The following is a 23,270-nucleotide window of genomic DNA, read 5'->3' on the forward strand; positions in this document are numbered from 1 at the left end:
CCGCTCGCGCCGCTCGCGGGGAGAAGGCGACAACGTCATCGGTCGGCGAAACTCTGACCGTCGCCGTGCGATCCGCCTGCGAACACTTTATGGCATTCGGGGCTCAAGCGGGCCTTCTGCCGAGCGAGGCAAGCGGTGATCAGGCCTGAGTCCGGGATAAACCGCCCGCAGAGGCGGAACGCGTCTGGCGTGCAGGCCTGCTGGGCTTCGGCGGTTCCTCTGTATTCCGCGAAGGCGGGCGTCGTGAGCGCGAGCGTCACCGACGCCAGAGCCGCGACGGCTATGGCTTTCATTTGTTGCTCCTAAGGAATCAGGGATTTCGGACGACTTCCACCCACCACGGTGGCGGCTTTCAAAAGTCTTTGCAACGGGTTAGCGGTGAATCTGCCAAGGTATAGCTAACGTAATATTAAATCACCTTTGGCGATGCAGTCGGTCCGGACCGGAAAGAGACATGCGCGCCGTTCTTTCATACATGGCGGTCGTTTCGAGGCGGCTTTTATATTTGCGCGGGATCTCGGTCGATCGATGACCCAGCTCAGCCGTCGCTTTTCATCAGGCTCGCCGCCGCCGCCCGCGCCTCGTCGGTGATGGTCGCCCCGGCCAGCATGCGGGCGATTTCCTCGCGCCGGTGCTCGTCCTCCAGCGCCGCGACGCGCGTCGCCGTGCGCGCGCCCTTGTCGGCCAGGTCCTTGGAAATGCGTAAGTGCCGCCCGGCCCTCGCCGCCACCTGCGGCGCATGGGTGACCGAGAGCACCTGAACCCGCGCGGCGAGGCGCGCCAGCCTCTGGCCGATAGCGTCAGCCGCCGCGCCGCCGGCGCCAGAATCGATTTCGTCGAACACCAGCGTCGGCGCCGAACCGCGATCGGCCAGAACCACTTTCAGCGCCAGCATGAAACGCGACAATTCGCCGCCGGAGGCGACTTTCATCAGCGGCCCCGGCCGCGCGCCGGGATTGGTCTGCACCCAGAATTCGACGCGGTCGGCCCCATCCGGTCCGGCCTGCGCCTCGTCGGTGACGATCTGGGCCGTGAATTTCGCCTGTCCCAGCTTCAGCGGCGGCAACTCGGCCGTGACCGCGGCGTCCAGGGTTTTCGCGCTCGCGATCCGCGCGGCGCTCAACTCGGCGGCGCAGCTGCGACAATAGGCGCCCGCCTGTTCCCGGGCGCTGGCAAGCGCGACCAGCCGCGCCTCGCTGGCGTCGAGCGCGGCGAGATCGGCGGCGAATTTGTCCGCCAAATTGGAGAGGCTCTCCACTGGCGTGGCGTATTTGCGCGCCGCCGCGCGCAGCGAAAACAGCCGCTCCTCCGTCCGCTCCAGCGCGCGCGGGTCGAACTGCGCGTCGCGCAAAGCCTGATCGAGCGTCTGCTGCGCCTGATCGAGAGCCGTCAGGGCCGCGTCGAGCGCCTTGAGCGAGGGCTCGATCAGCGCCGGCGCCTGCGACGCCCGCCGCTCCAGCCGGCGCATCGCCGCCGAGAGGGTGGAGAGCGGCGAGCCGTCGCCGGCCACGCTCTCATGCGCGTCGCGCAGATCGCCCATCACCTTTTCCGCCTGCATCATGGCGGCGCGCTCGGTCGCGAGCTTTTCCTCCTCGCCCGATTGCGGGTTCAGCTTGGACAGCTCTTCATGGGCGTGACGCAGGAAATCGGCCTCCTTGCGGGCCGCCTCCACCGCCAGACGCTCCTCTTGCAGGGCTTTTTCCGCCCGCCGCATGCCGCCATGGGCGGCGCGCGTCTTCTCAGCCAGCGGCTCGAGGCCGCCATAGGCGTCGACAAGGGAGCGATGGAAGGCCGGATCGACCAGGGCGCGATCGTCGTGCTGGCCGTGGATTTCGACCAGTTCGCCGCCGATGGCTTTCAGCGCCTGAATGCTGACCGGCTGGTCGTTGACGAAGGCGCGGCTGCGGCCGTCGGCCATTTGCACGCGGCGCAGGATCAGATCGCCCTCGACGGCGAGATCCTGGCCCAAAGCCAATTTTCGCGCCGGGTGCTCGGGTGGCGGGTCGAAAACGGCGGTCACCTGGCCCTGGCTCTGGCCGGAGCGCACCAGCCCCCCGTCGCCGCGGCCGCCGAGCGCCAGCGAAAAGGCGTCGAGCAGGATCGACTTGCCGGCGCCGGTCTCGCCCGTCAACACCGTCAGGCCGGCGCCGAAATCGAGCTCTAGCCGGTCAATCAGTACGATGTCGCGAATCGCGAGCTGGACCAGCATGAAATTCCGTCAGCAAATGGAAGAATCAGGTCACACCGACTTTTTTGAAGGCCTTGGAAATCCACGAGTCCTGATGGTCCTGCGGCGCATAGCCGTCGGTCTTCAAGCGTTCGAAAGCTTCCTTGTACCATTCCGAATCGGGATAATTATGCCCCAGCACGGCGGCGGCTGTCTCCGCCTCGTCGACAATGCCCATGGCCAGATAGGCCTCGGTCAGACGCTCCAGCGCCTCTTCGGCCTCGCGCGTGTTCTGATACTTGAACAGGACCTCGCGGAACCGGTTGATCGCCGCAGTGTAATTCTGGCGCTTGAGATAATAGCGGCCGACGTTCATCTCGTGTCCGGCGAGCTGGTCGCGGGCGACCTGGATCTTGAAGCGCGCGTCGGCGACGTAGGGGGACTTGGGATATTTATCCACAATGATCTGGAAATATTTGATCGCCTTGGCGACGCGGTCCTGGTCGCGATGCTCGTCGGGAAGTTCGCCGAACAGCGCCACGCCGGCGAGATAGGTGGCGTAAGGGGCGTCGGGAGAGTTTCCATATAGCGTGGTGTAGCGGTCGGAAGCCGAAACGGTCTCGGTATAGGAGCCGTTCTCGTAATAGGCGTAGACTTCCATCATCAGCGATTTGCGCGCCCACTGCGAGAAGGGATATTGCTTCTGCACTTCGGCAAAGCGTTTCGCCGCCCCCTCGTAGTCCTTCTTGTCGAGCTTCATCAGCCCTTCGTTATAGAGCCGGTCCACCGGGACATCGGGGTCGACCTTCATCTCGTATTTCGAGCCAGCGAAAGGATTGAGGTCTTCCCACGAAAAGCACTGCGCCGCGGAGACGAAACAGGTCGAGCCCACAGCGGCCAGAGCGGCTGCGCGCAAAACATTCAAGCCAATTGCCTTCGTTCTTTTCATTCAACCCGCTCGTCATGGAGAGGCGCGACGCCAGACGGCGACTTTCGCGCAAAATGGTCTTAGCCTAAACCGCCCTGCAGCGGAACCCGGCGCGCGCGGCTTTCTTTGCCGCGTCGGAATTCGCCGTTGCCGGTCACAGCCTAGCAGAACCGATTTTTTGCGGCATTTTTAAGACTTGGGCGTCCGCGACCCGTTCTCGCCGGGCTGGAGCCACTTACCGATCCGCTCGAATCGGTATTCATTTCGCTTGAACCGAAGGATCCGCGTTAGCGCTCAGCTGCGCTCGGGCAGGAAGGCCGGGGAAACCGCCATGCCGAATTCGGCGCGGGCGCCTTCGCGCGCCACAGGAGCCGCTTCGACGATGCGATAGGCGGAGCGGTCGGAGAACAGCGCCTCGAGCACCGCGACATTCATCTTGTGACCGCCGCAATAGGACTGGTATTCGCCAATCAGCGGCGAACCTGACAGGGCGAGATCTCCGACCGCGTCCAGCATCTTGTGGCGGACGAATTCGTCGGTGTAACGCAGTCCTTCGGGATTGAGAACGCGGCCGTCGTCGATGCCTACCGAATTTTCCAGCGAGGCGCCCAGGGCAAAACCGGCCTTGAGCAGATGCTGGACATCGGCGAGGAAACCGAAAGTGCGGGCGCGGGCCAGTTCGCGGCGGAAGGCGCTTGGCTCCAGATCGAGGATCTTGCGCTGGCGCCCGATCACGTCGCTCTTGAAATCGATCTCGACATCGAGCCGGAAGCCGCTGTCAGCAGGCCGGAGCTCGGCGAAGCCGCGGCCCTGTTCGATGCGCACGGCTTTCAGGATTTTCACGAAACGGCGGGGCGCGGCCAGTTGGCGCAGGCCGACGCGATCGATCGCCTCGACGAAAGCAGCGGCCGAACCGTCCATGATCGGCACTTCCGGACCATCGACTTCGACCAGGCAATTATCGACGCCGAGGCCGCGCAGCGCGGCGACCAGATGTTCGATGGTGCCGACCATATGCTGTGCGCCGTCGCCGATCACGGTGCAAAGCTCGGTCATGGTCACTTTCGACCAATTGGCCTCGATGCGCCGGCTGGCGCCGTTAGGCAGGCCGCTACGCAGGAAAACCAGGCCGGTGGAGGCTTCGGCGGGGTTGAGCACGAGACGGACGGGCTTGCCGGAATGAACGCCGATGCCCCCGGAAAGAACGACGCGGTCGCGGAGAGTGGTCTGAAAGCTCGGCTTCATCAGCATTCCGTCGGCTCGCCCCGGATTGGTCGCGGGGTCGTTACAAAAACGCCATTGTTCCGCCGTTATGTTACGGCTTTGGCCCAGCGACGTTATGGCGAACCGCAAAACACAAGGCCCCTGGGAGCCTCGCCCGCGAACGGCGCCAGCATGAGATGCGCCGATTCGCTTGATCCACCACAGCCAAGAACTACCTTGCGCCGCCCAACGAGCCAAATCACTCTTTCTTACGTAGCTGTTACAAATTTACCTTGTTTTTGTCCGACTTGCCTTAATTGCAATCCAGTCCCCATTTACGCGCGTCATTTGCAACTAAAACCTCAATGAAATCAGTCTAATTGCGGGCGTTCGCGAGCATCGGCCGCCCTTGATCCTTTTTTAACCAAAAACCCGCCTTTCACGGCGGGTTTTCGTTGTTTGCGTTTTACGCTGTGACTTGCGTCCCGACGGGATCGCCAGCTCAGTTCGACTGGCGGCGCAGGAAGGCCGGGATTTCCAGCTGATCGTCCTCGGCGCGCATATGCGGGCGGGCGTGCTGCTCGATCGGCGCAGCCGGGCGCTGCTGCGCCGGCGGGCGCTTGGCGTATTCGGCATGGACCGGAGAGGGGCTGGCCTGGCGCGGCTGAAAGCCTGGCTGGCCATAATTCTGCTGCGGAGGCGCCAGTTGCGGCGCCGGCGCATTGTGCTCTTCGGCGCGGCTCATGCCGAAAGTGGCGAGCCGCTCGAGAAGCGTGCGGCGGCGGTTTTCAGCGGCCGGCTGCGCTTCCGCCCCATGCCGCTGGCGAATCAGGTTCTGGCCGGGCACCGGAAAATCCTCGGCCTTGGGCATTTGCACCTGGCGGAAAGGCTGTTCGGGGGCTGGCGGAACGAATTCCGCCTGCATCGGGGCCTCGACGCGGCGGACCGGAGCGGCGGGGGCCTCCTGGTAGGCGTGCTGCGGCGGGGCCGCGCGCTTGATCTGCACTTCGCCATGATGCGGGGCGTAGCTCTGCTGCTGCGGCGGGGCATAGGGCGCCGGGGCCGGGGCGGGCGCGGCATAGGCGACCTGCGGCGCGGCCTTGGCCGTGGCCGGCTGGGGCGGCGCCGGCTGTGGCGCCGGGATGGCGTAATATTGTTCAGGCGCTGGCGCCGCAGCGGCGGGAGCCGGCGCCGCGGCGGGCGCCGCCGGGCGCTGGGCCATCGCGGCCTCGGCCTGGCGGGCCGCGGCCTGGGCGCGGAGGCGCTCGCCATGTTCGGCGAGGCGCTGGTCGTTCATGTCGGCGATGCCGGCCGGCTTGTCGATTCCAGTGGCGACCACCGAGACGCGGATGATGCCGTCGAGGCTCGAATCGAAGGTCGCGCCGAGGATGATGTTGGCGTCCTCGTCCACTTCCTGGCGGATGCGGCTGGCGGCTTCGTCCACTTCATAGAGGGTCAGGTCGTTGCCGCCGGTGATCGAGATCAGCAGGCCCTTGGCGCCCTTCATCGACACCTCGTCGAGCAGCGGATTGGCGATCGCCGCCTCGGCGGCGAGAACGGCGCGGCGGTCTCCGGTGGCTTCGCCGGTGCCCATCATCGCCTTGCCCATGTCGCGCATGATCGCGCGCACGTCGGCGAAGTCGAGATTGATCAGGCCTTCGCGCACCATCAGGTCGGTGATGCAGGCGACGCCGGAATAGAGCACCTGGTCGGCCATCGAAAAGGCGTCGGCGAAAGTGGTCTTTTCATTGGCGACGCGGAACAGGTTCTGGTTGGGGATGACAATCAGCGTATCGACCGCCTTGTGCAATTCCTCGATGCCGCCGTCGGCGAGGCGCATGCGGCGCGCGCCCTCGAACTGGAACGGCTTGGTGACGACGCCGACGGTCAGGATGCCCATGTCGCGCGCGGTGCGGGCGATGACCGGCGCGGCTCCGGTGCCGGTGCCGCCGCCCATGCCGGCGGTGACGAAAACCATATGGGCGCCGGCGAGATGATCGCGGATTTCCTCGATCGCCTCTTCGGCGGAGGCGCGGCCGACTTCCGGCTGCGAACCGGCGCCGAGGCCCTCGGTGACCTGGAGGCCCATCTGGATGATGCGCTCGGCCTTGGAACTGGTCAGCGCCTGGGCGTCGGTATTGGCGACGATGAAATCGACGCCGGCGAGACCGGAGGCGATCATGTTGTTGACGGCGTTGCCGCCGGCGCCGCCGACGCCGCAAACCATGATGCGGGGCTTGAGTTCGCGCAGTTCAGGCGCCTTCAGATTGATTGACATGTTTGGCCTCTTAGTTAACCGGAACCCAGCCCGTGCCTGTTAAAATGAATCGGCTCCCGACAACCGCGAGCCGTGTTGAAGATTTAAAAACTTTCCTTCAGCCATCGGCCGACCCGGCCGAAATAGCCCTGCGGATGGCGAACCATCCCCTGCCCCGCCCGACTTGGCTCGAAATGTTCGACGCCGGAAAACTGCGGATAGATCAAAAGCCCGACCGCCGCCGCAAAGCCGGGGCTTTTCGCCGATTCCGGCATTCCCTGCACGCCCAGCGGACGCCCGACGCGAATCTGTCCGCCAAGGATCCTTCGCGCCGCTTCCGGCAGGCCGGTGAGCTGGCTCGATCCGCCGGCGACCACGATGCGGCTGCCGGATGAAGCCGGGAAACCCGCCGCCTTCAGCCGGTCGCGCGCCAGTTCGAGAATTTCCTCGACCCTTGGCCGGATGATTCGCGCCAGCTGCGATTTGGGAATATGGATCGCGCTGTCGCCCTCCTCGCCGACCTGCGTCACCGACAGCGATTCGCGGTCGTCGGAGGGCGAGGAAATGGCGCTGCCATAGAGCGTCTTCAGCCTCTCGGCGTCGCTGAGCCTGGTGTTCAGGCCACGGGCGATGTCCATGGTGACGTGCTTGCCGCCGACCGCCACGGCGTCGGCGTGAACCAGCTTGCCGTCGCGGAATACTCCCATCCCGACCGAGCCGCCGCCGATGTCGAGCACGGTCGCGCCGAGAATCGCCTCGTCGTCGACCAGCACCGCCAGGCCCGTCGCATAAGGCGTGGCGACCACCGCCTCGACCGTCAGGTGGCAGCGCTCGATGGCGAGCAGCAGATTGCCCAGGGCGACGGAATCGGCGCTGACGACATGGAGGTCGGCGCCGAGGCGCTCGCCCATCATGCCCTTGGGATCGCGGATGCCGGCGGCCCCGTCGAGGGAAAAGCCGGTCGGCAGGCTGTGCAGGACCGAGCGGCCCCTTTGCGCCGTGCGCAGGCTGGTCGCCTCCAGCACCCGATGCAGGTCGCCGTCGCTGACGCCTGAGCCGACGATCGGCACGCTGGCGTTGTAATATGCCGAGCCGAGACGCCCGCCGACATTGGCGACGATGACGCTTTCGACCTGGACGCCCGCCATGCGTTCGGCGGCGTCCACGGCGAGGCGCACCGCGGCTTCGGTCTCCTCCATGTCGATGACCACGCCGCCTTTTATGCCGCGCGAGCGCTGGTGTCCGATACCCAGGATTCGGGTGCGATGGGTGCGCCCGCGCAGCATGTCGGAGGGTTCGGCCGGGATCATCTTGGCGACCAGGCAGACCACTTTCGACGCGCCGACGTCGAGCACGCAGAGAATGGCGCTTTTGCGCGCCGAAATCTTTTTCATCCGGGGCAGCGTCATGGATGCGTTCATGTCCGCGCCCCCTTGCCATGGGCCTTGGCTTCGCGCGCCTCGCGAGCGTCGGCGGCCTCCTCGGTCAGGCGGGCGTAGACTTTCCCGGGCACCCGCAGGTCCAGCGAAACCACGTCCTTTTCGAGGATGTTCTTTTCCTGCTCCAGCCGCGCCAGCAGCGCGATCGCCGCCTTGGGATCGGCCTCCGGCAACATTACTTCGACGCCCGAGGTCATTTTCAGCGTCCAGCGGCGGTTCGACACCAAAATGCCGGCGCGAATCTTTTCGCGCAGATCGCCGGACGCCGCGAGCAGGCCCAGGAATTCATCGATGCGGAGATTGGCGCCTTCGCCGACGACGAAAGGCAGCCGGGCGAATTTTTCGTCGTGGAAAACGTCGATCGGCGCGCCGTCGGCGGCGATGATCGAAACGGTCCCGTCTTTCTGCCACAGGGCGTAGGGCTGGCGCTCGACGACTTCGATCACCAGCCGGTCGGGGAAGAGTTTGCGCACACTGACGTTTTTCACCAGCGGCAGCGCCAGCAGCTTCTGGCGCATGTCGTCGACGTCAAGGAACAGCAGCGACTGCAGCGGATTTACGCCAGCGACCTGCAGGATCTGCGCTTCGCCGAGTTCGATCTGCCCGGCTATGGTCACGGCGTCGACGCCGAAACCGAGCGCCCGGGCGGCGATATCGCGGGGGCGGCCGTGATCGTGCACGAACCCGGCATATTGGCCGTTCAGTTGCGCGCCATAGAGGCCGACGCCGGCAAACAGCCCGACCGTCAGGACGATTCCGACGCCCGGAAGATTGAGGAATTCGACGAGCCGGCGCCAGAAGCCGTCGTTCTGGCGGAGGCGCTGGCGCGGAGGGAGTTTTTCAACCTTCGAATGGCGCTTCGCCGGCGCCGCGACGAAGGAATGCGCCGCCGAGAAGGCCCTATGGGCCGACGCGCCGGCAAAAACAGCGCGCGGCGCCGCGAGGGCTGAATCCAGCCCGTTTACCGATCGCAGGAGGCGTCTTCCACCATCCATCTAACAAGCTCACCGAACGTAATGCCGGCAAAAGCGGCCATTTCCGGCGCCAGGGAGGTTTCCGTCATTCCCGGTTGAGTATTGACTTCCAGTACGACGAGTTCGCCCGTGCCTTCGGGGCGATCGTCGTAACGGAAGTCCGTTCTGCTAATTCCGCGACAACCGAGCGCCCTGTGCGCCTTGAGAGCCAACTCTTGGACCTTTTGGTAAATATTTCCTTTAACTTTTGCCGGAAGTTCGTGAATTGACCCTCCGGGCGCATATTTTGAATCGAAATCGTACCACTCGCTGGAAACGGATTTGATCTCGGTGACGCCAAGGGGACGGTCGCCGAGCACGGCGCAGGTCAGTTCGCGTCCGGCGATATATTTTTCCGCCAGCATGAGATCGCCGTGCGACCAGTCCTCGCGCAACAGCTCCTGCGGCGGATGCGATGTTCCCTGCTTGACGATGAACACGCCATAGGACGAGCCCTCCGACACCGGCTTCAGCACGTAAGGCGGCGGCAGCACGTGGGCCTCGGCCGCCACGAATCGCGTGACCACCTTGCCCTCCGCCACCGGCACGCCGGCCGCGGCAAACAGGATTTTCGCCTTGTCCTTATGGGCGGCGACCGCCGAGGCCAGCACGCCGGAATGGGTGTAGGGGATTTTCAGGATTTCCAGCACGCCCTGGATGATTCCGTCCTCGCCGCCCGGTCCGTGCAGGGCGTTGAGAGCGACATCGGGCTTCAGGCGGGCGAGAACTTCCGCCACGTCGCGTCCGACATCGACGCGGGTGACGGTGAACCCCTCGCCTTCCAGCGCCTTGGCGCAGGCCTCGCCGGAACGCAAGGAAACGCTGCGCTCGCTGGAAAGTCCGCCCATCAGAACCGCGACATGTTTGGTCATTTTAATCCCCGATCCTGTGGGGCGCCGTCATTGCGAGCGGAGCGAAGCAATCCAGACCCAGCTTGCGGCCTCTGGATTGCCGCGTCGCTACGCTCCTTGCAATGACGGCGCGTAATGATGATTAGGCTTTGACGCCGATCCGCTTGATTTCCCAGTGCAGCTCCACGCCCGTCGCCGCCAGAACCCTCGCCCTGACCTCGTCGCCGAGATTCTCGATGTCAGCGGCGGTGGCCGCGCCGCGATTGATCAGGAAATTGCAATGCATCGGCGACACCTGCGCGTCGCCGACCGCCAGCCCCCGGCAGCCGGCCCTGTCCACCAGTTGCCAGGCTTTTTCGCCCGGCGGATTCTTGAAGGTCGAACCGCCGGTTTTTTCGCGGATCGGCTGCGACTTTTCGCGCGCCTCGGTGATCCGGTCCATTTCCGCCAAAATATCCGCCGGCTCGCCGGGGCGCCCCTGAAACAAGGCGCTGGTGAAAATGACGCCCGAAGGCGCCTCGCTGTGGCGATAGCTCATGCCCAGTTCATCGACGGTAAAGGTCCTTATCTGGCCAGCCCGGTCGACGCCCCTCGCGGAAATCAGGACGTCCCTGGTTTCGCCGCCATGGGCGCCGGCGTTCATCCGCAAGGCGCCGCCGATGGAGCCCGGAATGCCTCGCAAAAACGCCAGCCCGTCGATGCCGGCCTCGGCGGCGGCGCGGGCGACGCGCATGTCGGGCGCGCAGGCGCCGGCGCGCAAACGATGCCCCGGCTCGACCGTGATCTCGCCGAAAGCCTTGCCCCCCAACCGGATCACCACGCCAAGAACGCCGCCGTCGCGCACGATCAGGTTGGAGCCGAGCCCGATGGTGGTGACCGGAATTTCGGAAGCGAGATTTTTCAGGAAATAGGCCAGGTCGGCCTCGTCGGCCGGGCTGAACAGCACTTGCGCCGGTCCGCCGACGCGAAACCAGGTGAAGGGGGCGAGCGGCTGGTTTGCGGCGAGACGTCCGCGCAACTCCGGCATTTTCGCCGCCAGCAGGCTGGCAAGATCGCCAAAACTCTCGTTCATGCGAAGGCTCCGTCGAGCCAGGCGCGGAACAGAAGCTTGCCCGCCTCGGCCGTCGCGGGGCCGAATTCCACCGCCTGCGCCCGGATTTCGCGAGGGTCGACACCGGCCTTGGCAAGTTCTACCGCGTTGCCGATCAACCAGGACTCCAGCTCCTCCGGTTCGACCTCGACATGGAATTGCAGCGCCAGCGCGTAGGAGTCCAGCGCGAAAGCCTGATGCGGGCAATGAGCGGTGAAGGCTAGATTTCGCCCCTCCGGCGGCAGGTCGAAATTGTCGCCGTGCCAATGCAGGACATTGACGCCCTCCAGGCAGGCCAGCGGCGAGGCTCGGCCCTCGTCGGTCAAGATCAGCGGCGCATAGCCGATTTCCTTGGCCGACCCGGGCGCAACGCCGGCGCCGAGCGCCGCCGCCATGAATTGCGCGCCGAGGCAAATGCCCAATGTCGGCTTTTTCGATCCCAATCGAGCGGAAATCGCCACCATTTCTCCGAACACGAATGGATAGGCCTCGGTGTCGTAAACGCCGATCGGCCCCCCCAGCACGATCAAAAGATCGCATTCAGAGATTTCGGCCGCCGGGAAAGGCTCCACGCCGATTTCGCAGATCCGCGTCCCGAACCCATATTCAGGCAGCAGTTCGGCCAGCACCCCCAGCCCCTCGAAGGCGACGTGTCGCAGGACGAGGCAGGACCGCTCGCTCATGCCGCGTCCCTGGCCGCCAACTGGCCGGGCAAGGCATAGGCCCACTGGGTGATATTGCCGGCGCCGAGCAGCACCACATAATCGCCGGGCCTGGCCAGATCGCGGATCAGGCCGGGCAAATCGTCGGGATGGGACAGGGCGAAGACCTGGCGGTGGCCGTGGGCCTTGATCGCCGAAACCAGCGCGTCCTTGTTGACGTTTTCGATAGGCGCCTCTCCGGCGGCGTAGACATCGGCGACGATGACGCAATCGGCGTCGTTGAAACAGGTGGCGAACTGGTCGAACAGCGATTGCAGGCGGGTGTAGCGGTGCGGCTGGACCACGGCGATGACCTGGTTGGTGGTGGACGCCCGCGCCGCGCGCAAAACGGCGGCGATTTCGACCGGGTGATGGCCGTAATCGTCGAAAATGGTCGCGCCGTTCCATTCTCCGGTGCGGGTGAAGCGGCGCTTGACGCCGCCGAACGCGGCCAGGCCGTTGCGGATGTTCTCGACGCTGACGCCGAGTTCATAGGCCACCGCGATCGCCGCCGTGGCGTTGAGCGCATTGTGATGGCCGGGCATCGGCATGACCAGATCGTGCAGCTCGACTTCGCGCCCATGCAGGCGGTCGCGGATGGTCACGTTGAAGCGCGACACGCCCCCGGTGAGATCGATATTGGACAGGAGCACGTCGGCCTGCGGGTTCTCGCCGTAGGTGACGACGCGGCGATCCTCGATCTTGCCGACCAGTTCCTGCACCGTGACGTGGTCGAGGCACATCACCGCGAAGCCGTAGAAGGGCAGGTTTTCGATGAAGGCGCGAAAGGCTTCCTTGATGGCGTCGAAGGTCTTGAAATGATCGAGATGCTCCGGGTCGATATTGGTGACCACGGCGACGTCGACCGGCAGCTTGAGGAAGGTGCCGTCGCTCTCATCCGCCTCGACGACCATCCATTCGCCCAAGCCCACGCGGGCGTTCGTGCCATAGGCGTTGATGATGCCGCCGTTGATGACGGTGGGGTCCATCTTGCCGGCGTCGAGCAGGGTCGCCACCAGCGAGGTGGTCGTGGTCTTGCCATGGGTGCCGGCGACCGCCACGCATTGTCTCAGCCGCATCAGTTCGGCCAGCATTTCCGCGCGGCGCACCACCGGCAGGCGTTTTTCGCGCGCGGCGGCCAGTTCGGGGTTGTCGCGCTTGATCGCGGTCGAGACCACCACCACCGCCGCTTCGCCGAGGTTTTGCGCGTCATGGCCGACGAAGACCCTAGCGCCTTTTTCGCGCAGCCGCTTGACGTTGGCGTTGTCCGAAGCGTCCGAGCCCTGCACGTCATAGCCGAGATTGAGCAGGACTTCGGCTATGCCCGACATGCCGATGCCGCCGATCCCGACGAAATGAATGGGGCCCAGATGCGACGGCAGTTTCATGCGCATTCTCCTGAAGAATCACTGACCGGCGGTAGCGATCGCCAGATCGGCCAGCCTTTCGGCGGCGTCGGGAATGCCCGCGCTCTTGGCCGCTTGCGCGCGCCGCGTCAAGTCCTTTGGGTCGTCGAGCGCCTTGACGAGGCTTTCCGCCAGCCATTGCGGGGTGAAGGCGATCTGGCGGATGACCTCCGCCGCGCCGGTTTTGGCGAGCTGCGCGGCGTTGGCCGCCTGATCGGCGTCGAGCGCATGGGGAAAAGGAACCAGGATCGACGGACGGCCGATCGCCGCCAGTTCCGACACCGTCGAGGCGCCGGAGCGCCCGATCACCAGATGCGCCCCAGCCATGCGCAGCGGCAAGTCGGCGAAGAACGGCGCCACATCCGCCGCGACATTCAGCAGCGAATAGGCGTTCTGCACGCGTAAAAGATCCTCGCCGCGCGCCTGCTGCACGATGAACAGTCGTCCGCGCTGCTCCTTGCTCAGCAGGCCAATCGCCTCCGGCACGACATCCGACATGATGCGCGCCCCTTGCGAGCCGCCGGTGACCAGGAGACGCAGCTTGCCATCGGCGAAATCCGGGTAAGGCAGAGCCGCCGCCGCCAGCACCGCCGGGCGCAGCGGATTGCCGACGTGAACCACGCGATCACGCAGCGACTCCGGGAGGTTCTCGATGATCGGAAAGCCCGAGGCGATGATTTTCGCGCGCTGGCTGAGGAACTTGTTGGCGCGTCCCATCACCGCGTTCTGCTCGTGCAGAATCAGCGGAATGCCGCGCAGCGCCGCGGCGAGGGCCGGCGGCACGGTGGGATAGCCGCCGAAGGAAACCACCGCGCGGGGCTTGATTTCGCCCAGCAGCGCATAGGCCTGGCGCACGCCCTGGCCAAGTTTCAGCGCCGCGCGCGCCTTGGCGACCATTGAGCCGCCCATCGGCGTCGCCGAGGCGATTTCATGAATCGCTTCGGCGGGAAAGGCCGCGCCATATTGCAGCGCCCGCTCGTCGGTAGCGAGGCGCACACGGGCCCCGCGCTTGGCGAGCGCATAGGCGAGCGCCTCGGCGGGGAATAGATGGCCGCCGGTGCCCCCGGCCGCAACGAGAATCAGGTTGTCTTGCTTCATTGCGCCGACGCCCCTGCAGGCGTCTTGGCGCCGCGATCGAACAGGATCTCCGAACGCGGCCGCTTCCGCGTCACGGCGATGAGGAAGCCCATGCCGATCCCCAGCGAAATCAGCGACGAGCCGCCATAGGAGATGAACGGCAGGGTCATGCCCTTGGCCGGCATCAGATGCAGATTGACCGCCATGTTGATCGACGCCTGGATGCCGAACAGCAGCACCAGACCGGCCGTGGCGAAGCGGCAGAACGGGTCCTCGTTGACGGCGGCCTTGAGCAGGCCCCGCAGCACGATGAAGGCGAACAACGCGACGATGGCCATGCAGAACAAAAGCCCGAATTCCTCGCCCGTCACCGCGAAAATGAAATCGGTATGGGCGTCCGGCAGAATGCGTTTCAGCGTTCCCTCGCCCGGCCCCCGGCCGAACCAGCCGCCGGAAATGAAACTGTCGAGCGCGGTGTCGACCTGGAACGTGTCGGCGACGCCGCCGCTCTGGCCGGGATCGATGAAATGCAGGATGCGCGCCCGCACATGCGGCACGAATTTATAGGCCACGACCACCGCCGAAGCGGCGAAGCCGCCAAGACCGGCGATCCAGAACCAGTGCAGCCCCGCCATGATGAACATCGCGCCCCACACCAGCGCCACCAGCATGGTCTGGCCGAAATCGGGTTGCAGGATCAGCGGAACCACCGTCGCCGGCAGCAGGAGCAGCGCCAGCCAGTTCCCCGGCACGTCGCGCCGCCGCGCGCCTTCGGAAATCGCCCAGGCGGCCAGCACGACAAAGGCCGGCTTGACGAATTCCGACGGCTGCACGCCGAAAATCCAGCGCCGCGCGCCCTTGACCTCGTGGCCGAAAAACAGCGCCGCGAAAATCAGCGCCATGGAGGCGATATAGCCGAGCAGCGCCAGACGCCGCACCTCGCGCGGCGTGGCGAAGGAAATGCCGATCATCAGGATCAGCGAGGGGATCAGAAATTCCACCTGCTTGTTGACGAACTGGAACGGCGGCAGGTGCAGGCGATCGGCCACCGGCGGGCTGCCCGCCATGACCAGCACCAGACCCAGCACGACCAGCGCCGCGATGGCGGCCAGAAGCCAGTGATCGACCGTCCACCACCAGCCGGCGATCGCCGAGCGCTCCGCGCGCGAAACCATGGAATTGCTCCTTTTTTCGTTTCGCCGACTTTGTCGGCGAGTCCCTCGCACTTGCTCGGCGTCGCGTTCGCTCCTGGCCCATTCCCGCGGAGCGGGAACGGGCGCCCGCGCCCTTTCTTGATAGACTTCAGAAGAGAGCGCCTTGCTCGCCTTCATCTTTCAACAACAAACCTACTTGTTCGCGGAACGCGTCTCCGCGTTTTTCGAAATTGGCGAATTGATCGTAAGAGGCGCAGGCCGGCGACAGCAGCACCACCGGCTCCGGGGCGTCGCTCTCTCCCGCATCGTCTGCGGCAGCGGCTAAAGCCGCATCCAGCGTGCCGCAACGCTCAAAAGCGACTTCGCCCTCCAGCGTCGCGGCGAAATCCTCCGCCGCCTCGCCGATCAGATAGGCTTTGGCGATCCGGCCGAACAGCGGTCTTAGCGGCTCGATGCCGCCCGCCTTGGCCCGGCCGCCGGCGATCCAAAAGATGTTGTCGAAACTCGCCAGAGCCTTTTCCGCGGCGTCGGCGTTGGTGGCCTTGCTGTCGTTGACGAACAGCACGGCGCCGCGCTTGCCGACCTGCTCCATGCGATGGGCCAGGCCGGGGAAGGAGCGCATGCCGAGACCGATCTCGTCATGCGGCAGGCCGATGCGCTCGCAGGCGGCGAAAGCCGCCGCGGCGTTCTGGCCATTATGCGCGCCACGCAGGTTTTCGGCGCGGGAGAGATCGAACAGGACTTCTTCCAGCGTCTTCAGCGCCGGCAAGGCGAAGGCGCGGCGCAGCCGCCCGGAATCATAGCAAACACTGGCCAGCGCCTGCGGGCGGCTGTTGGTGACGCCGACCACAGAGCGCCCGGCCTGTTTCAGGCCCTGGAAAATCGCCTCGCACCAGGCGTCGTCTCGCCCGACAATGGCATAATCGGCGGCCGCGACCAGCCTCTGCTTGATCGCGGCATAATTTTCCATCGAACCGTGGCGGTCGAGATGGTCGGGCGTCAAGTTGAGCAGCAGGCCGATGCTTGGATCGAGCGAGGGCGCCAGATCGATCTGGAAGGTCGAACATTCGACGACATGGACACGTTCCGCCGCGGGCGGCTCCAGTTCGAGGATCGGCACGCCGATATTGCCGCCCATCTGAACGTCCAGCCCGGCCTCGCGCAGAATATGGGCGATCAGGGCCGTGGTCGTGCTCTTGCCATTGGTGCCGGTGATGGCGATCAGCGGCGCGCCGGGCGCGTGAATCGCCCGTTCGCGGCAAAACAATTCGATGTCGCCGATGATCGCGACGCCGGCCTTTTGCGCCAGTTCGACGCTCCAGTGCGGCTTGGGATGGGTCAGCGGCACACCCGGCGCCAGGACGAAAGCGGAGAAGACGCTCCAGTCGGCCTCATGGAGATCGACCGGGAAGAAACCCTCGGCAAAGGCGTTTTCGCGCGCTGTCGAGGAATCGTCCCACACGGAAACATGGGCGCCGCCGGCGGCCAGGGCGCGGGCGGTGGCGAGGCCGGAGCCGCCCAGTCCGAAAAGGGCGATATTTTTGCCTTCGAAAGAGGTGACAGGAATCATCAGCGCACCTTCAATGTCGTGAGGCCGATCAAGGCGAGAACGAAAGCGACGATCCAGAAACGCACCACCACCTGCGGCTCGGACCAGCCCAATTGCTCGAAATGATGATGGATCGGAGCCATTTTGAACACCCGCTTGCCGGTCATCTTGAATGAGGCGACCTGGACGATGACCGACAGGGCCTCCATCACGAACAGGCCGCCGACCACCGCCAGCACGATTTCATGTTTCACCGCCACGGCGATGGCGCCCAGCATGCCGCCCAGCGCCAAAGATCCTGTATCGCCCATGAAGATCTGCGCCGGGGGCGCGTTGAACCACAGGAAGCCCAGGCCGGCGCCGATCACCGCGCCGCACATCACCGTCAGTTCACCGGCGCCGGGCACGTAATTGATACCGAGGTAATGGGCGAAAATCTCATTGCCGGCGAGATAGGCGATGATGGCGAAGGTCCCCGCCGCGATCATCACCGGCACGATGGCGAGGCCGTCGAGCCCGTCGGTGAGATTGACCGCATTGCCGGAGCCGACGATGACCACCCCCGCGAAGGGCAGGAACAACCAGGAGAGATCGACGATCCAGCCATGGATGAAGGGCGCCGCCAGTTTGGTCGCCGGCGCGCTCGCGAGAAAGGGCGCGGCGAAGGAGTGAAAAAAATCACCGAGCGACGTCACCGGCCCGCTGGCCGAGGCGCACATCATGAAATAGGCGGCGAGTATGGCGATCCCCGCCTCGAGAGCAAGGCGCCGGCGGCCGGAAAAACCCTGGTGGTTCTGCTTCGTCACTTTCAGATAGTCGTCGTAGAAGCCGATGGCGCCGAAGCCCAGGGTCACGAACAGCACGATCCAGACATAGGCGCTTCTCGGATTGGCCCAGAGCACGGTGGAGACCACGGTGCCGGCGAGGATCATCAGCCCGCCCATCGTCGGAGTGCCCTTTTTCGCCAGATGGCTTTGCGGCCCGTCGCTGCGGATCGGCTGGCCCTTGCCCTGTTTCAGCCGCAGCGAGGCGATGATGGCTGGACCAAAGAAGAACACGATGGCCAGAGCCGTGGCCGAAGCCCCGGCGGCGCGAAAGGTGATATAGCGAAAGACATTCAGCGGACCGAAATGATGCGAAAGTTCCGCCAGCCAGATGAACATTCTCTCAGTCCTCGATCTTTTGCTTTTCGCGCGCGGCGTAGCGGGCTTTCAGGCCGGCGACCAGCGCGTGCATGCGCGAACCGTTCGAACCCTTGACCATCACGATGTCGCCGGGACGCAGGGCCTCGGCGACTTCGGGTTCGAGCTTGGCCGCGTCCGGCGCCCAGGCGCCGCGCTTTTGCTTTGGCAGCGAGTCAAAAAGATGGCGGCTCAACGGGCCGGCGGCGAAAACCAGATCGACGCGGTTCTGCGCGAGGGCGTCTCCAAGGGAGACATGCAGTTCCGGCGCGGTCGGGCCCAACTCCAACATGTCGCCGAGAACCGCGATCCGGCGGCCCTTGCGGGCGGTTTTCGTCGCCCCCAGAAGCTCGATGGCTGCGCGCATGGACGCCGGATTGGCGTTGTAGCTTTCGTCGATCAGCAGGATTTCGCTTTTCGGGGCGTCCGGGTCGAGCCGCAGTTTTTCGCGCGCCCCCCGCCCCTGGGGGGCTGCGAAATCGGCCAGCGAGGCGGCCGCCGCGGCAATATCGAGGCCGACGGCGCGGGCGGCGAGCAGGACGGCAAGAGCGTTGATCGCCAGATGGCGCCCCGGCGCCCCGATCGTGAAATTCAGCTCATGACCGAGCACGCGGGCGGAAACTTGAGAAAAACTGTCTTCCTGGTCGAATTTCAGCAATTGCGCGTCGGCGCCCGCATCGGCGCCGAAGCTGAGGACATGGCCGGCGGGCGAAGCCTTCGCCGCCGCCTCCAGAAATTCGAACGTCTCGTTGTCGCGATTGAGGATGGCGACGCCGCCCCTGACCAGCCCCGAGAAAATCTCCGCCTTGGCGCGGGCGATTTCCTCGACATTGGCGAAATGTTCGAGATGGACCGGCGCGACATTGGTGACGACGGCGACATGGGGACGAACCATGGCGACCAGAGGCGTGATCTCGCCGGCATGGTTCATGCCGATCTCGAACACGGCGTAGCGCGCCTGTTCCGGCAGCCGCGCCAGCATCAGCGGCACGCCCCAGTGATTATTGTAGGATTTGTCGGAAGCGTGGGTCGGCCCGGCGTCGCCGAGCGCCTTGCGCAAAGCCTCCTTGGTCGAGGTCTTGCCGACCGAACCGGTCACCGCGACGATGCGCGCCCGGCTGCGCTTTCGCGCGGCGACGGCGAGGCCTTCCATCGACTTGAGCACGTCATGGACGACATAGAGCGTCCCCAGCCCACGCAGGGCGTCGACATGATCCTCGTCGACCACGGCCGCCGTGGCGCCGCCGCGGAAAGCCTTGGCGACATAATCGTGGCCGTCGCTATTGTCGCCCTTGATGGCGAAAAACAGCTCGCCGGGCCGCAGCGTCCGCGTGTCGATGGAAATTCCGGTGACGCCATCGGGCACGGGGCCGCAGACGCGGGCGCGAAGCGGGGCGACGAGGCCGAGACCGCTCCACAGGAAGCCGGTGGGACTGGAAAACTCCTCCAGCGCGGCGAGGGCTTCCTCGTGATCGGAAAAAGGCAGCACTTCGCCGCCGACGGTCTGGCCAGTCTCGTGGCCCTTGCCGGCGATCAGCAGCACGTCGCCCTTTTGCAGCATGGCGATGCCCGCGCGAATGGCGGCGGCGCGGTCGCCGATCTCTATCGCGCCAGGCGCTTGGCCTAGAATCTCCGCACGAATGCGCGCGGGGTCCTCGCTGCGCGGATTGTCGTCGGTGACAACAACCACATCGGCGCCGCGTGTGGCGATTTCGCCCATGATCGGCCTTTTGCCGGCGTCGCGGTCGCCGCCGCAGCCGAAAACCACGATCAGGCGCTTTTCCGCGAAAGGCCTCAGCGCCGCGAGCGCCTTTTCCAAAGCGTCGGGCTTGTGGGCGTAATCGACGAAAACCGGCGCCTCGGCCTTTTCACCGACGAATTCCAGCCGCCCCGGCGCGCCGCGCAGATTTTCGAGCGCGGCGAAAACCTGTTCCGCCGGACAGCCGACGACCAAGGCCAGACCGGCCGCGACCAAAGCGTTTTCCGCCTGAAAACCACCGGCCAGCGGCAGCTTCACCCGCCATGCCCTGCCCTCATGGGTCAGGTCGAGAAGAAGCGAGAAACCTTCCGCCTCCATGCCGGTCAGGCGCAGGGCCTCGCCCTTGGCGCCGACCGAAAACACCTCCAAGCCTCTGGCGCGGCAGGCCTCGATGACGCGATCGGAGAAATCGCCGTCGGCGGCGATGACCGCGGGCTGGCCGGGCTGCAGCAATGTTTCGAACAGTCGCAGCTTGGCTTTGAGGTAGTCTTCGAGATCGGCGTGATAATCGAGATGGTCGCGCGACAGGTTGGTGAAGGCGCCCGCCGACAGCCGCACTCCGTCGAGGCGGCGCTGGTCGAGACCATGCGACGACGCCTCCATGGCGAGATGGGTGACGCCCTCGTCGGCCAGGGCTTCGAGCGTCTTGTGGAGGGTCACCGGATCGGGCGTGGTCAGAGAACCGTAAACCGCGCCCGACGGCTTGATTACCCCGATGGTGCCGAGCGAGGCGGCTTCATGCCCGCAAAAGCTGAAAATCTGGCGGGTGAAATCGGCGACCGAGGTCTTGCCGCTGGTGCCGGTCACCGCGACGATTATCTCCGGCTGGCGCGGGTAAAGCGCGGCGGCGGCTTTCGCCAAGGCGGCGCGCGCGTCGGCCACCTGAATCAAGGGCGCCCCCGACAATTCCCCCAGAGGCGGATGCTCGCCGACAATAGCGACGGCTCCGGCGGCCAAGGCCTGGGCCGCGAAGCTCATTCCGTCCGCCCTGGCCCCGGCGAGAGCGAAAAACAGCATGCCGGGCGCGACAGTGCGGCTGTCGGCGGTCACGCCCGTCACCTCGATGGCGCGGAAAGCATCGGGCGCTTCGGGCAAAAGGGCGTCGAGCCGCATCAATGTTCTCCCGCGCCGGGTTTGGCTGGCGTATTGGCGAAGCCATATCCCATGCGCGCCAGCAACGGAAAGGGCTGTACCGGCAAATCGAGATGCGGCTCCAGGCCGAGGATCGGACTGACGCGTTCGATCAGCCTGCCGGTGACCCAGCCGGAATTATAGGCCGCCGTGGCGTAATGGCCGTCTTCGGGGCGCCCCTGCGGCTCGTCCATCACCGTCATGAACAAATAGCGCGGCTTGTCGGCCGGCACGAGAGCCATGAAAGTGGTGAAAAGCTTGGTCTTCGAATAATGGCCGCCGATGACCTTTTCCGCCGTGCCGGTTTTGCCGCCGACTAAATAGCCGGGAATATTGGCCTTTTTCGCCGTGCCGATTTCGGCGTTGAGCCGCAGGATATAGCGCAGGGATTCCGAGGTTTCGGGGCGCACCACCCGCGGCGCCGTGGTCTTGTCGAATTCGGCGGGGCGTTTCAGGAAAGTCGGCGTGACCAGATAGCCGCCATTGGTGATCGCCGCCACCGCCATCATCGCCTGCAGCGGCGCCACCGCCAGGCCGTGGCCGAAGGCGATGGTCATGGTCGAGACCTCGCTCCAGTAGCGCGGCACGATCGGCTCGGCGTTCTCTGGCAATTCGGTGCGCATCCGGTCCAGCTGTCCCATTTTGCGCAGAAAGGCCTTGTGGCCTTCGACGCCGACCATCAGCGCCATGCGCGCCGTGCCGACATTCGACGAATAAGTGAAGACTTCCGGCACCGAGAGCGGGCGGTTTTCCGGGTGATAATCGTGGATCAGGCCATGGCCGGCGTGCAGCGGCCCATGGGCGTCGATGCGGGTGTTGAGATTGACCTTGCCGGAATCCAGCGCCATGGCGATGGTCAGCGCCTTGAAGGTCGAACCCATTTCATAGACGCCGACGGTCAGCCGGTTGATATTGTTGTTCTTGAGCGCGTCGGTCGGATTATTGGGATCGTAATCGGGCAGCGAGGCCTCGGCGACGACCTCGCCGGTATTGACGTCGAGAATGGCGGCGGCGGCGGCCTTGGCCTGGAATCGCTCCATGCCGTGGGTCAGTTCGTCGCGCAGCGCGTGGGTGGCGCGCATGTCGAGCGACAGGGCGATGGGCGCGAGATTTTCCGGCGTCAGGTTGAAGCCGGCGCCGTGAAGATCCGCCAGGCCCTGGCCGTCGATGTATTTTTCGATGCCGGCGATGCCGTTATTGTCGGAATTGGTGAAGCCGAGCACATGGGCGCCGAGCGGGCCGTTGGGATAGACGCGCTTGTTTTCCGGCATGAAACCCACGCCCGGCAGGCCGAGACGGAAGATCTGCTGCTGCTGCGTCGGCGTGACTTCGCGCTTGATCCAGACAAAGCCTTTGCGCGAGCCGAGTTTCTCGCGCAATTCATGGGCGTTGACGTCGGGCAGGATGGCGGTGATGAGTTCGGTCGCCTCGTCCTTGTCGATGATGCGGCGCGGCTCAGCGAAAACCGACATGACCTTGACGTCGGTGGCGAGGATTTCGCCATTGCGGTCAACCAGATCGGGCCGCGCGGCGGAAGCCGCTTCCGACGCCTCGCGCCGCACCGAATGCTGTTCCGGCTTCAGGCCGAAATAGGCGAGGCGACCGACGAACAACAGGTAAAGTGCGGCGAAACAGACGGCGACCAGCCTTATGCGGAAGGTGCTTTTCGACAGATGGGTCGAACGCATGTCGTCGACCCAGGCCTTGACGGCGCGAGCCACGATTCCGAAAGAGCGCTTTGGCCGGGCGGGAGAGGCTGGCGGCGGCTCGAAACAAGGCGAATCGGCATGGGGCGGACCGGCGCCTTGCGGACCGGCTTGGCGCGGCTCGATAGGCGGATAAGCCGCTCCAGGCGGCGACGCCTGAGCGGAAAATTCAGGCTCGCTGGGGGGAGTGTCGAAATGCATGCCTCACCTCCCCGACGTGGCCGGCTTGAGCGCAACCGGCGTCGCCGGCTTGGGCGCGGCCGGCGTCGCCGGCTTGGGCGCGGCCGGCGTCGCCGAGAAGGCGCTGGCTGCCGCCGGCGTATTGGTCGGCTCGGCGAGGCCGAGGTCCTGCAATTTCGCTCCGATCTCATCGCCGCGCGCCGCCTTCTCAGGCAGTCCTGCGAACGTGGTGATCTGCGACAATTGCATCACCTGGCCGCCAAGATATTTGTCGGCCAGCACTTCGATGCGGACCGGGTTGGCGACATGCGACCATTCGGCGCGCAGCATGGCGACGCTATCGGTCTCGCTCTGCAATTCCCGCTTGAGCTTGGCCATGCGCTCCGCCTGATAGAGCGTCGCATACTTGATCGAATAGGCGTAAACGGCCGAACCGACCAGAGCCACGATCGCCAGGACGTTGAGAATGCGCAACATG

Annotated in this window: 18 protein-coding genes and 1 pseudogene; all 19 read right to left on the reverse strand. The window is 65.2% G+C overall.

The features are described 5' to 3' along the window. Positions 1–35: 35 nt before the first annotated feature. On the reverse strand, positions 36–293 hold the full coding sequence (locus tag ACLP2E_RS18525) for a hypothetical protein (RefSeq protein ID WP_442466772.1): 258 nt from the start codon (positions 291–293) through the stop codon (positions 36–38). 245 nt (positions 294–538) lie between these two features. Next, entirely contained in the window at positions 539–2,209 is a 1,671-nt protein-coding gene (recN, locus tag ACLP2E_RS18530; RefSeq protein ID WP_442466773.1) for a DNA repair protein RecN, read from the reverse strand. Positions 2,210–2,234: 25 nt separating this feature from the next. Further along, positions 2,235–3,116, reverse strand: coding sequence for an outer membrane protein assembly factor BamD (locus tag ACLP2E_RS18535; protein ID WP_442460992.1), 882 nt, complete (start codon positions 3,114–3,116; stop codon positions 2,235–2,237). A 273-nt stretch (positions 3,117–3,389) separates the two neighbouring features. Beyond that, positions 3,390–4,340: a UDP-3-O-acyl-N-acetylglucosamine deacetylase gene (lpxC, locus tag ACLP2E_RS18540; protein ID WP_442466774.1), complete on the reverse strand. Its 951-nt coding sequence runs from the start codon at positions 4,338–4,340 to the stop codon at positions 3,390–3,392. 460 nt (positions 4,341–4,800) lie between these two features. Then, the gene (ftsZ, locus tag ACLP2E_RS18545) at positions 4,801–6,576 is read right to left on the reverse strand and encodes a cell division protein FtsZ (RefSeq protein WP_442460994.1); all 1,776 of its coding nucleotides are present in this window, start codon (positions 6,574–6,576) and stop codon (positions 4,801–4,803) included. Between the two features lie 83 nt (positions 6,577–6,659). After that, positions 6,660–7,976 (reverse strand): cell division protein FtsA, encoded by a 1,317-nt coding sequence (ftsA, locus tag ACLP2E_RS18550; RefSeq protein ID WP_442466775.1) that lies wholly within the window; start codon positions 7,974–7,976, stop codon positions 6,660–6,662. Further along, complete coding sequence (locus ACLP2E_RS18555; protein WP_442466776.1) at positions 7,973–8,989, reverse strand: cell division protein FtsQ/DivIB; 1,017 nt, start codon at positions 8,987–8,989, stop codon at positions 7,973–7,975. Before ACLP2E_RS18555 ends, ftsA begins: the two co-directional genes overlap by 4 nt. Then, complete coding sequence (locus tag ACLP2E_RS18560) at positions 8,956–9,879, reverse strand: D-alanine--D-alanine ligase (protein WP_442460997.1); 924 nt, start codon at positions 9,877–9,879, stop codon at positions 8,956–8,958. Before ACLP2E_RS18560 ends, ACLP2E_RS18555 begins: the two co-directional genes overlap by 34 nt. A 121-nt stretch (positions 9,880–10,000) precedes the next feature. Then, positions 10,001–10,930 carry a UDP-N-acetylmuramate dehydrogenase gene (gene murB, locus ACLP2E_RS18565; RefSeq protein WP_442460998.1) on the reverse strand — a complete coding sequence of 310 codons (930 nt, stop codon included), beginning with the start codon at positions 10,928–10,930 and terminating at the stop codon, positions 10,001–10,003. After that, positions 10,927–11,631: a glutamine amidotransferase gene (locus ACLP2E_RS18570; protein ID WP_442460999.1), complete on the reverse strand. Its 705-nt coding sequence runs from the start codon at positions 11,629–11,631 to the stop codon at positions 10,927–10,929. Before ACLP2E_RS18570 ends, murB begins: the two co-directional genes overlap by 4 nt. Then, the gene (murC, locus tag ACLP2E_RS18575) at positions 11,628–13,037 is read right to left on the reverse strand and encodes a UDP-N-acetylmuramate--L-alanine ligase (RefSeq protein WP_442466777.1); all 1,410 of its coding nucleotides are present in this window, start codon (positions 13,035–13,037) and stop codon (positions 11,628–11,630) included. Before murC ends, ACLP2E_RS18570 begins: the two co-directional genes overlap by 4 nt. 18 nt (positions 13,038–13,055) lie before the next feature. Next, complete coding sequence (murG, locus tag ACLP2E_RS18580) at positions 13,056–14,153, reverse strand: undecaprenyldiphospho-muramoylpentapeptide beta-N-acetylglucosaminyltransferase (RefSeq protein ID WP_442464657.1); 1,098 nt, start codon at positions 14,151–14,153, stop codon at positions 13,056–13,058. Beyond that, positions 14,150–15,307: an FtsW/RodA/SpoVE family cell cycle protein gene (locus ACLP2E_RS18585; RefSeq protein ID WP_442464656.1), complete on the reverse strand. Its 1,158-nt coding sequence runs from the start codon at positions 15,305–15,307 to the stop codon at positions 14,150–14,152. Before ACLP2E_RS18585 ends, murG begins: the two co-directional genes overlap by 4 nt. 127 nt (positions 15,308–15,434) lie before the next feature. Then, on the reverse strand, positions 15,435–16,856 hold the full coding sequence (murD, locus tag ACLP2E_RS18590; RefSeq protein ID WP_442464655.1) for a UDP-N-acetylmuramoyl-L-alanine--D-glutamate ligase: 1,422 nt from the start codon (positions 16,854–16,856) through the stop codon (positions 15,435–15,437). Continuing rightward, the gene (gene mraY / locus ACLP2E_RS18595) at positions 16,856–17,998 is read right to left on the reverse strand and encodes a phospho-N-acetylmuramoyl-pentapeptide-transferase (RefSeq protein WP_442464654.1); all 1,143 of its coding nucleotides are present in this window, start codon (positions 17,996–17,998) and stop codon (positions 16,856–16,858) included. Before mraY ends, murD begins: the two co-directional genes overlap by 1 nt. A gap of 4 nt (positions 17,999–18,002) precedes the next feature. Beyond that, positions 18,003–19,466 carry a UDP-N-acetylmuramoylalanyl-D-glutamyl-2,6-diaminopimelate--D-alanyl-D-alanine ligase gene (locus tag ACLP2E_RS18600; RefSeq protein WP_442466794.1) on the reverse strand — a complete coding sequence of 488 codons (1,464 nt, stop codon included), beginning with the start codon at positions 19,464–19,466 and terminating at the stop codon, positions 18,003–18,005. Further along, positions 19,464–20,888 (reverse strand): annotated as a pseudogene (locus tag ACLP2E_RS18605) (UDP-N-acetylmuramoyl-L-alanyl-D-glutamate--2,6-diaminopimelate ligase); the annotation flags it as partial. The gene ACLP2E_RS18600 and the pseudogene ACLP2E_RS18605, both read right to left, overlap by 3 nt. Further along, on the reverse strand, positions 20,888–22,594 hold the full coding sequence (locus ACLP2E_RS18610; protein ID WP_442466795.1) for a peptidoglycan D,D-transpeptidase FtsI family protein: 1,707 nt from the start codon (positions 22,592–22,594) through the stop codon (positions 20,888–20,890). The gene ACLP2E_RS18610 and the pseudogene ACLP2E_RS18605, both read right to left, overlap by 1 nt. A 222-nt stretch (positions 22,595–22,816) precedes the next feature. Beyond that, positions 22,817–23,269, reverse strand: a complete 453-nt coding sequence (ftsL, locus tag ACLP2E_RS18615) for a cell division protein FtsL (RefSeq protein WP_442466778.1) — start codon at positions 23,267–23,269, stop codon at positions 22,817–22,819. Position 23,270 lies beyond the last annotated feature (1 nt).

The organism is Rhodoblastus sp., assembly GCF_052145335.1.
Classification (GTDB): domain Bacteria; phylum Pseudomonadota; class Alphaproteobacteria; order Rhizobiales; family Beijerinckiaceae; genus Rhodoblastus.

Coding starts and splice junctions, on each gene's coding strand:
- ACLP2E_RS18525 (WP_442466772.1), bottom strand. CDS start 293: ATGAAAGCCATAGCCGTCGCGGCTCTGGCGTCGGTGACGCTCGCGCTC.
- recN (WP_442466773.1), bottom strand. CDS start 2,209: ATGCTGGTCCAGCTCGCGATTCGCGACATCGTACTGATTGACCGGCTA.
- ACLP2E_RS18535 (WP_442460992.1), bottom strand. CDS start 3,116: ATGAAAAGAACGAAGGCAATTGGCTTGAATGTTTTGCGCGCAGCCGCT.
- lpxC (WP_442466774.1), bottom strand. CDS start 4,340: ATGAAGCCGAGCTTTCAGACCACTCTCCGCGACCGCGTCGTTCTTTCC.
- ftsZ (WP_442460994.1), bottom strand. CDS start 6,576: ATGTCAATCAATCTGAAGGCGCCTGAACTGCGCGAACTCAAGCCCCGC.
- ftsA (WP_442466775.1), bottom strand. CDS start 7,976: ATGAACGCATCCATGACGCTGCCCCGGATGAAAAAGATTTCGGCGCGC.
- ACLP2E_RS18555 (WP_442466776.1), bottom strand. CDS start 8,989: ATGGATGGTGGAAGACGCCTCCTGCGATCGGTAAACGGGCTGGATTCA.
- ACLP2E_RS18560 (WP_442460997.1), bottom strand. CDS start 9,879: ATGACCAAACATGTCGCGGTTCTGATGGGCGGACTTTCCAGCGAGCGC.
- murB (WP_442460998.1), bottom strand. CDS start 10,930: ATGAACGAGAGTTTTGGCGATCTTGCCAGCCTGCTGGCGGCGAAAATG.
- ACLP2E_RS18570 (WP_442460999.1), bottom strand. CDS start 11,631: ATGAGCGAGCGGTCCTGCCTCGTCCTGCGACACGTCGCCTTCGAGGGG.
- murC (WP_442466777.1), bottom strand. CDS start 13,037: ATGAAACTGCCGTCGCATCTGGGCCCCATTCATTTCGTCGGGATCGGC.
- murG (WP_442464657.1), bottom strand. CDS start 14,153: ATGAAGCAAGACAACCTGATTCTCGTTGCGGCCGGGGGCACCGGCGGC.
- ACLP2E_RS18585 (WP_442464656.1), bottom strand. CDS start 15,307: ATGGTTTCGCGCGCGGAGCGCTCGGCGATCGCCGGCTGGTGGTGGACG.
- murD (WP_442464655.1), bottom strand. CDS start 16,856: ATGATTCCTGTCACCTCTTTCGAAGGCAAAAATATCGCCCTTTTCGGA.
- mraY (WP_442464654.1), bottom strand. CDS start 17,998: ATGTTCATCTGGCTGGCGGAACTTTCGCATCATTTCGGTCCGCTGAAT.
- ACLP2E_RS18610 (WP_442466795.1), bottom strand. CDS start 22,594: ATGCGTTCGACCCATCTGTCGAAAAGCACCTTCCGCATAAGGCTGGTC.
- ftsL (WP_442466778.1), bottom strand. CDS start 23,269: ATGTTGCGCATTCTCAACGTCCTGGCGATCGTGGCTCTGGTCGGTTCG.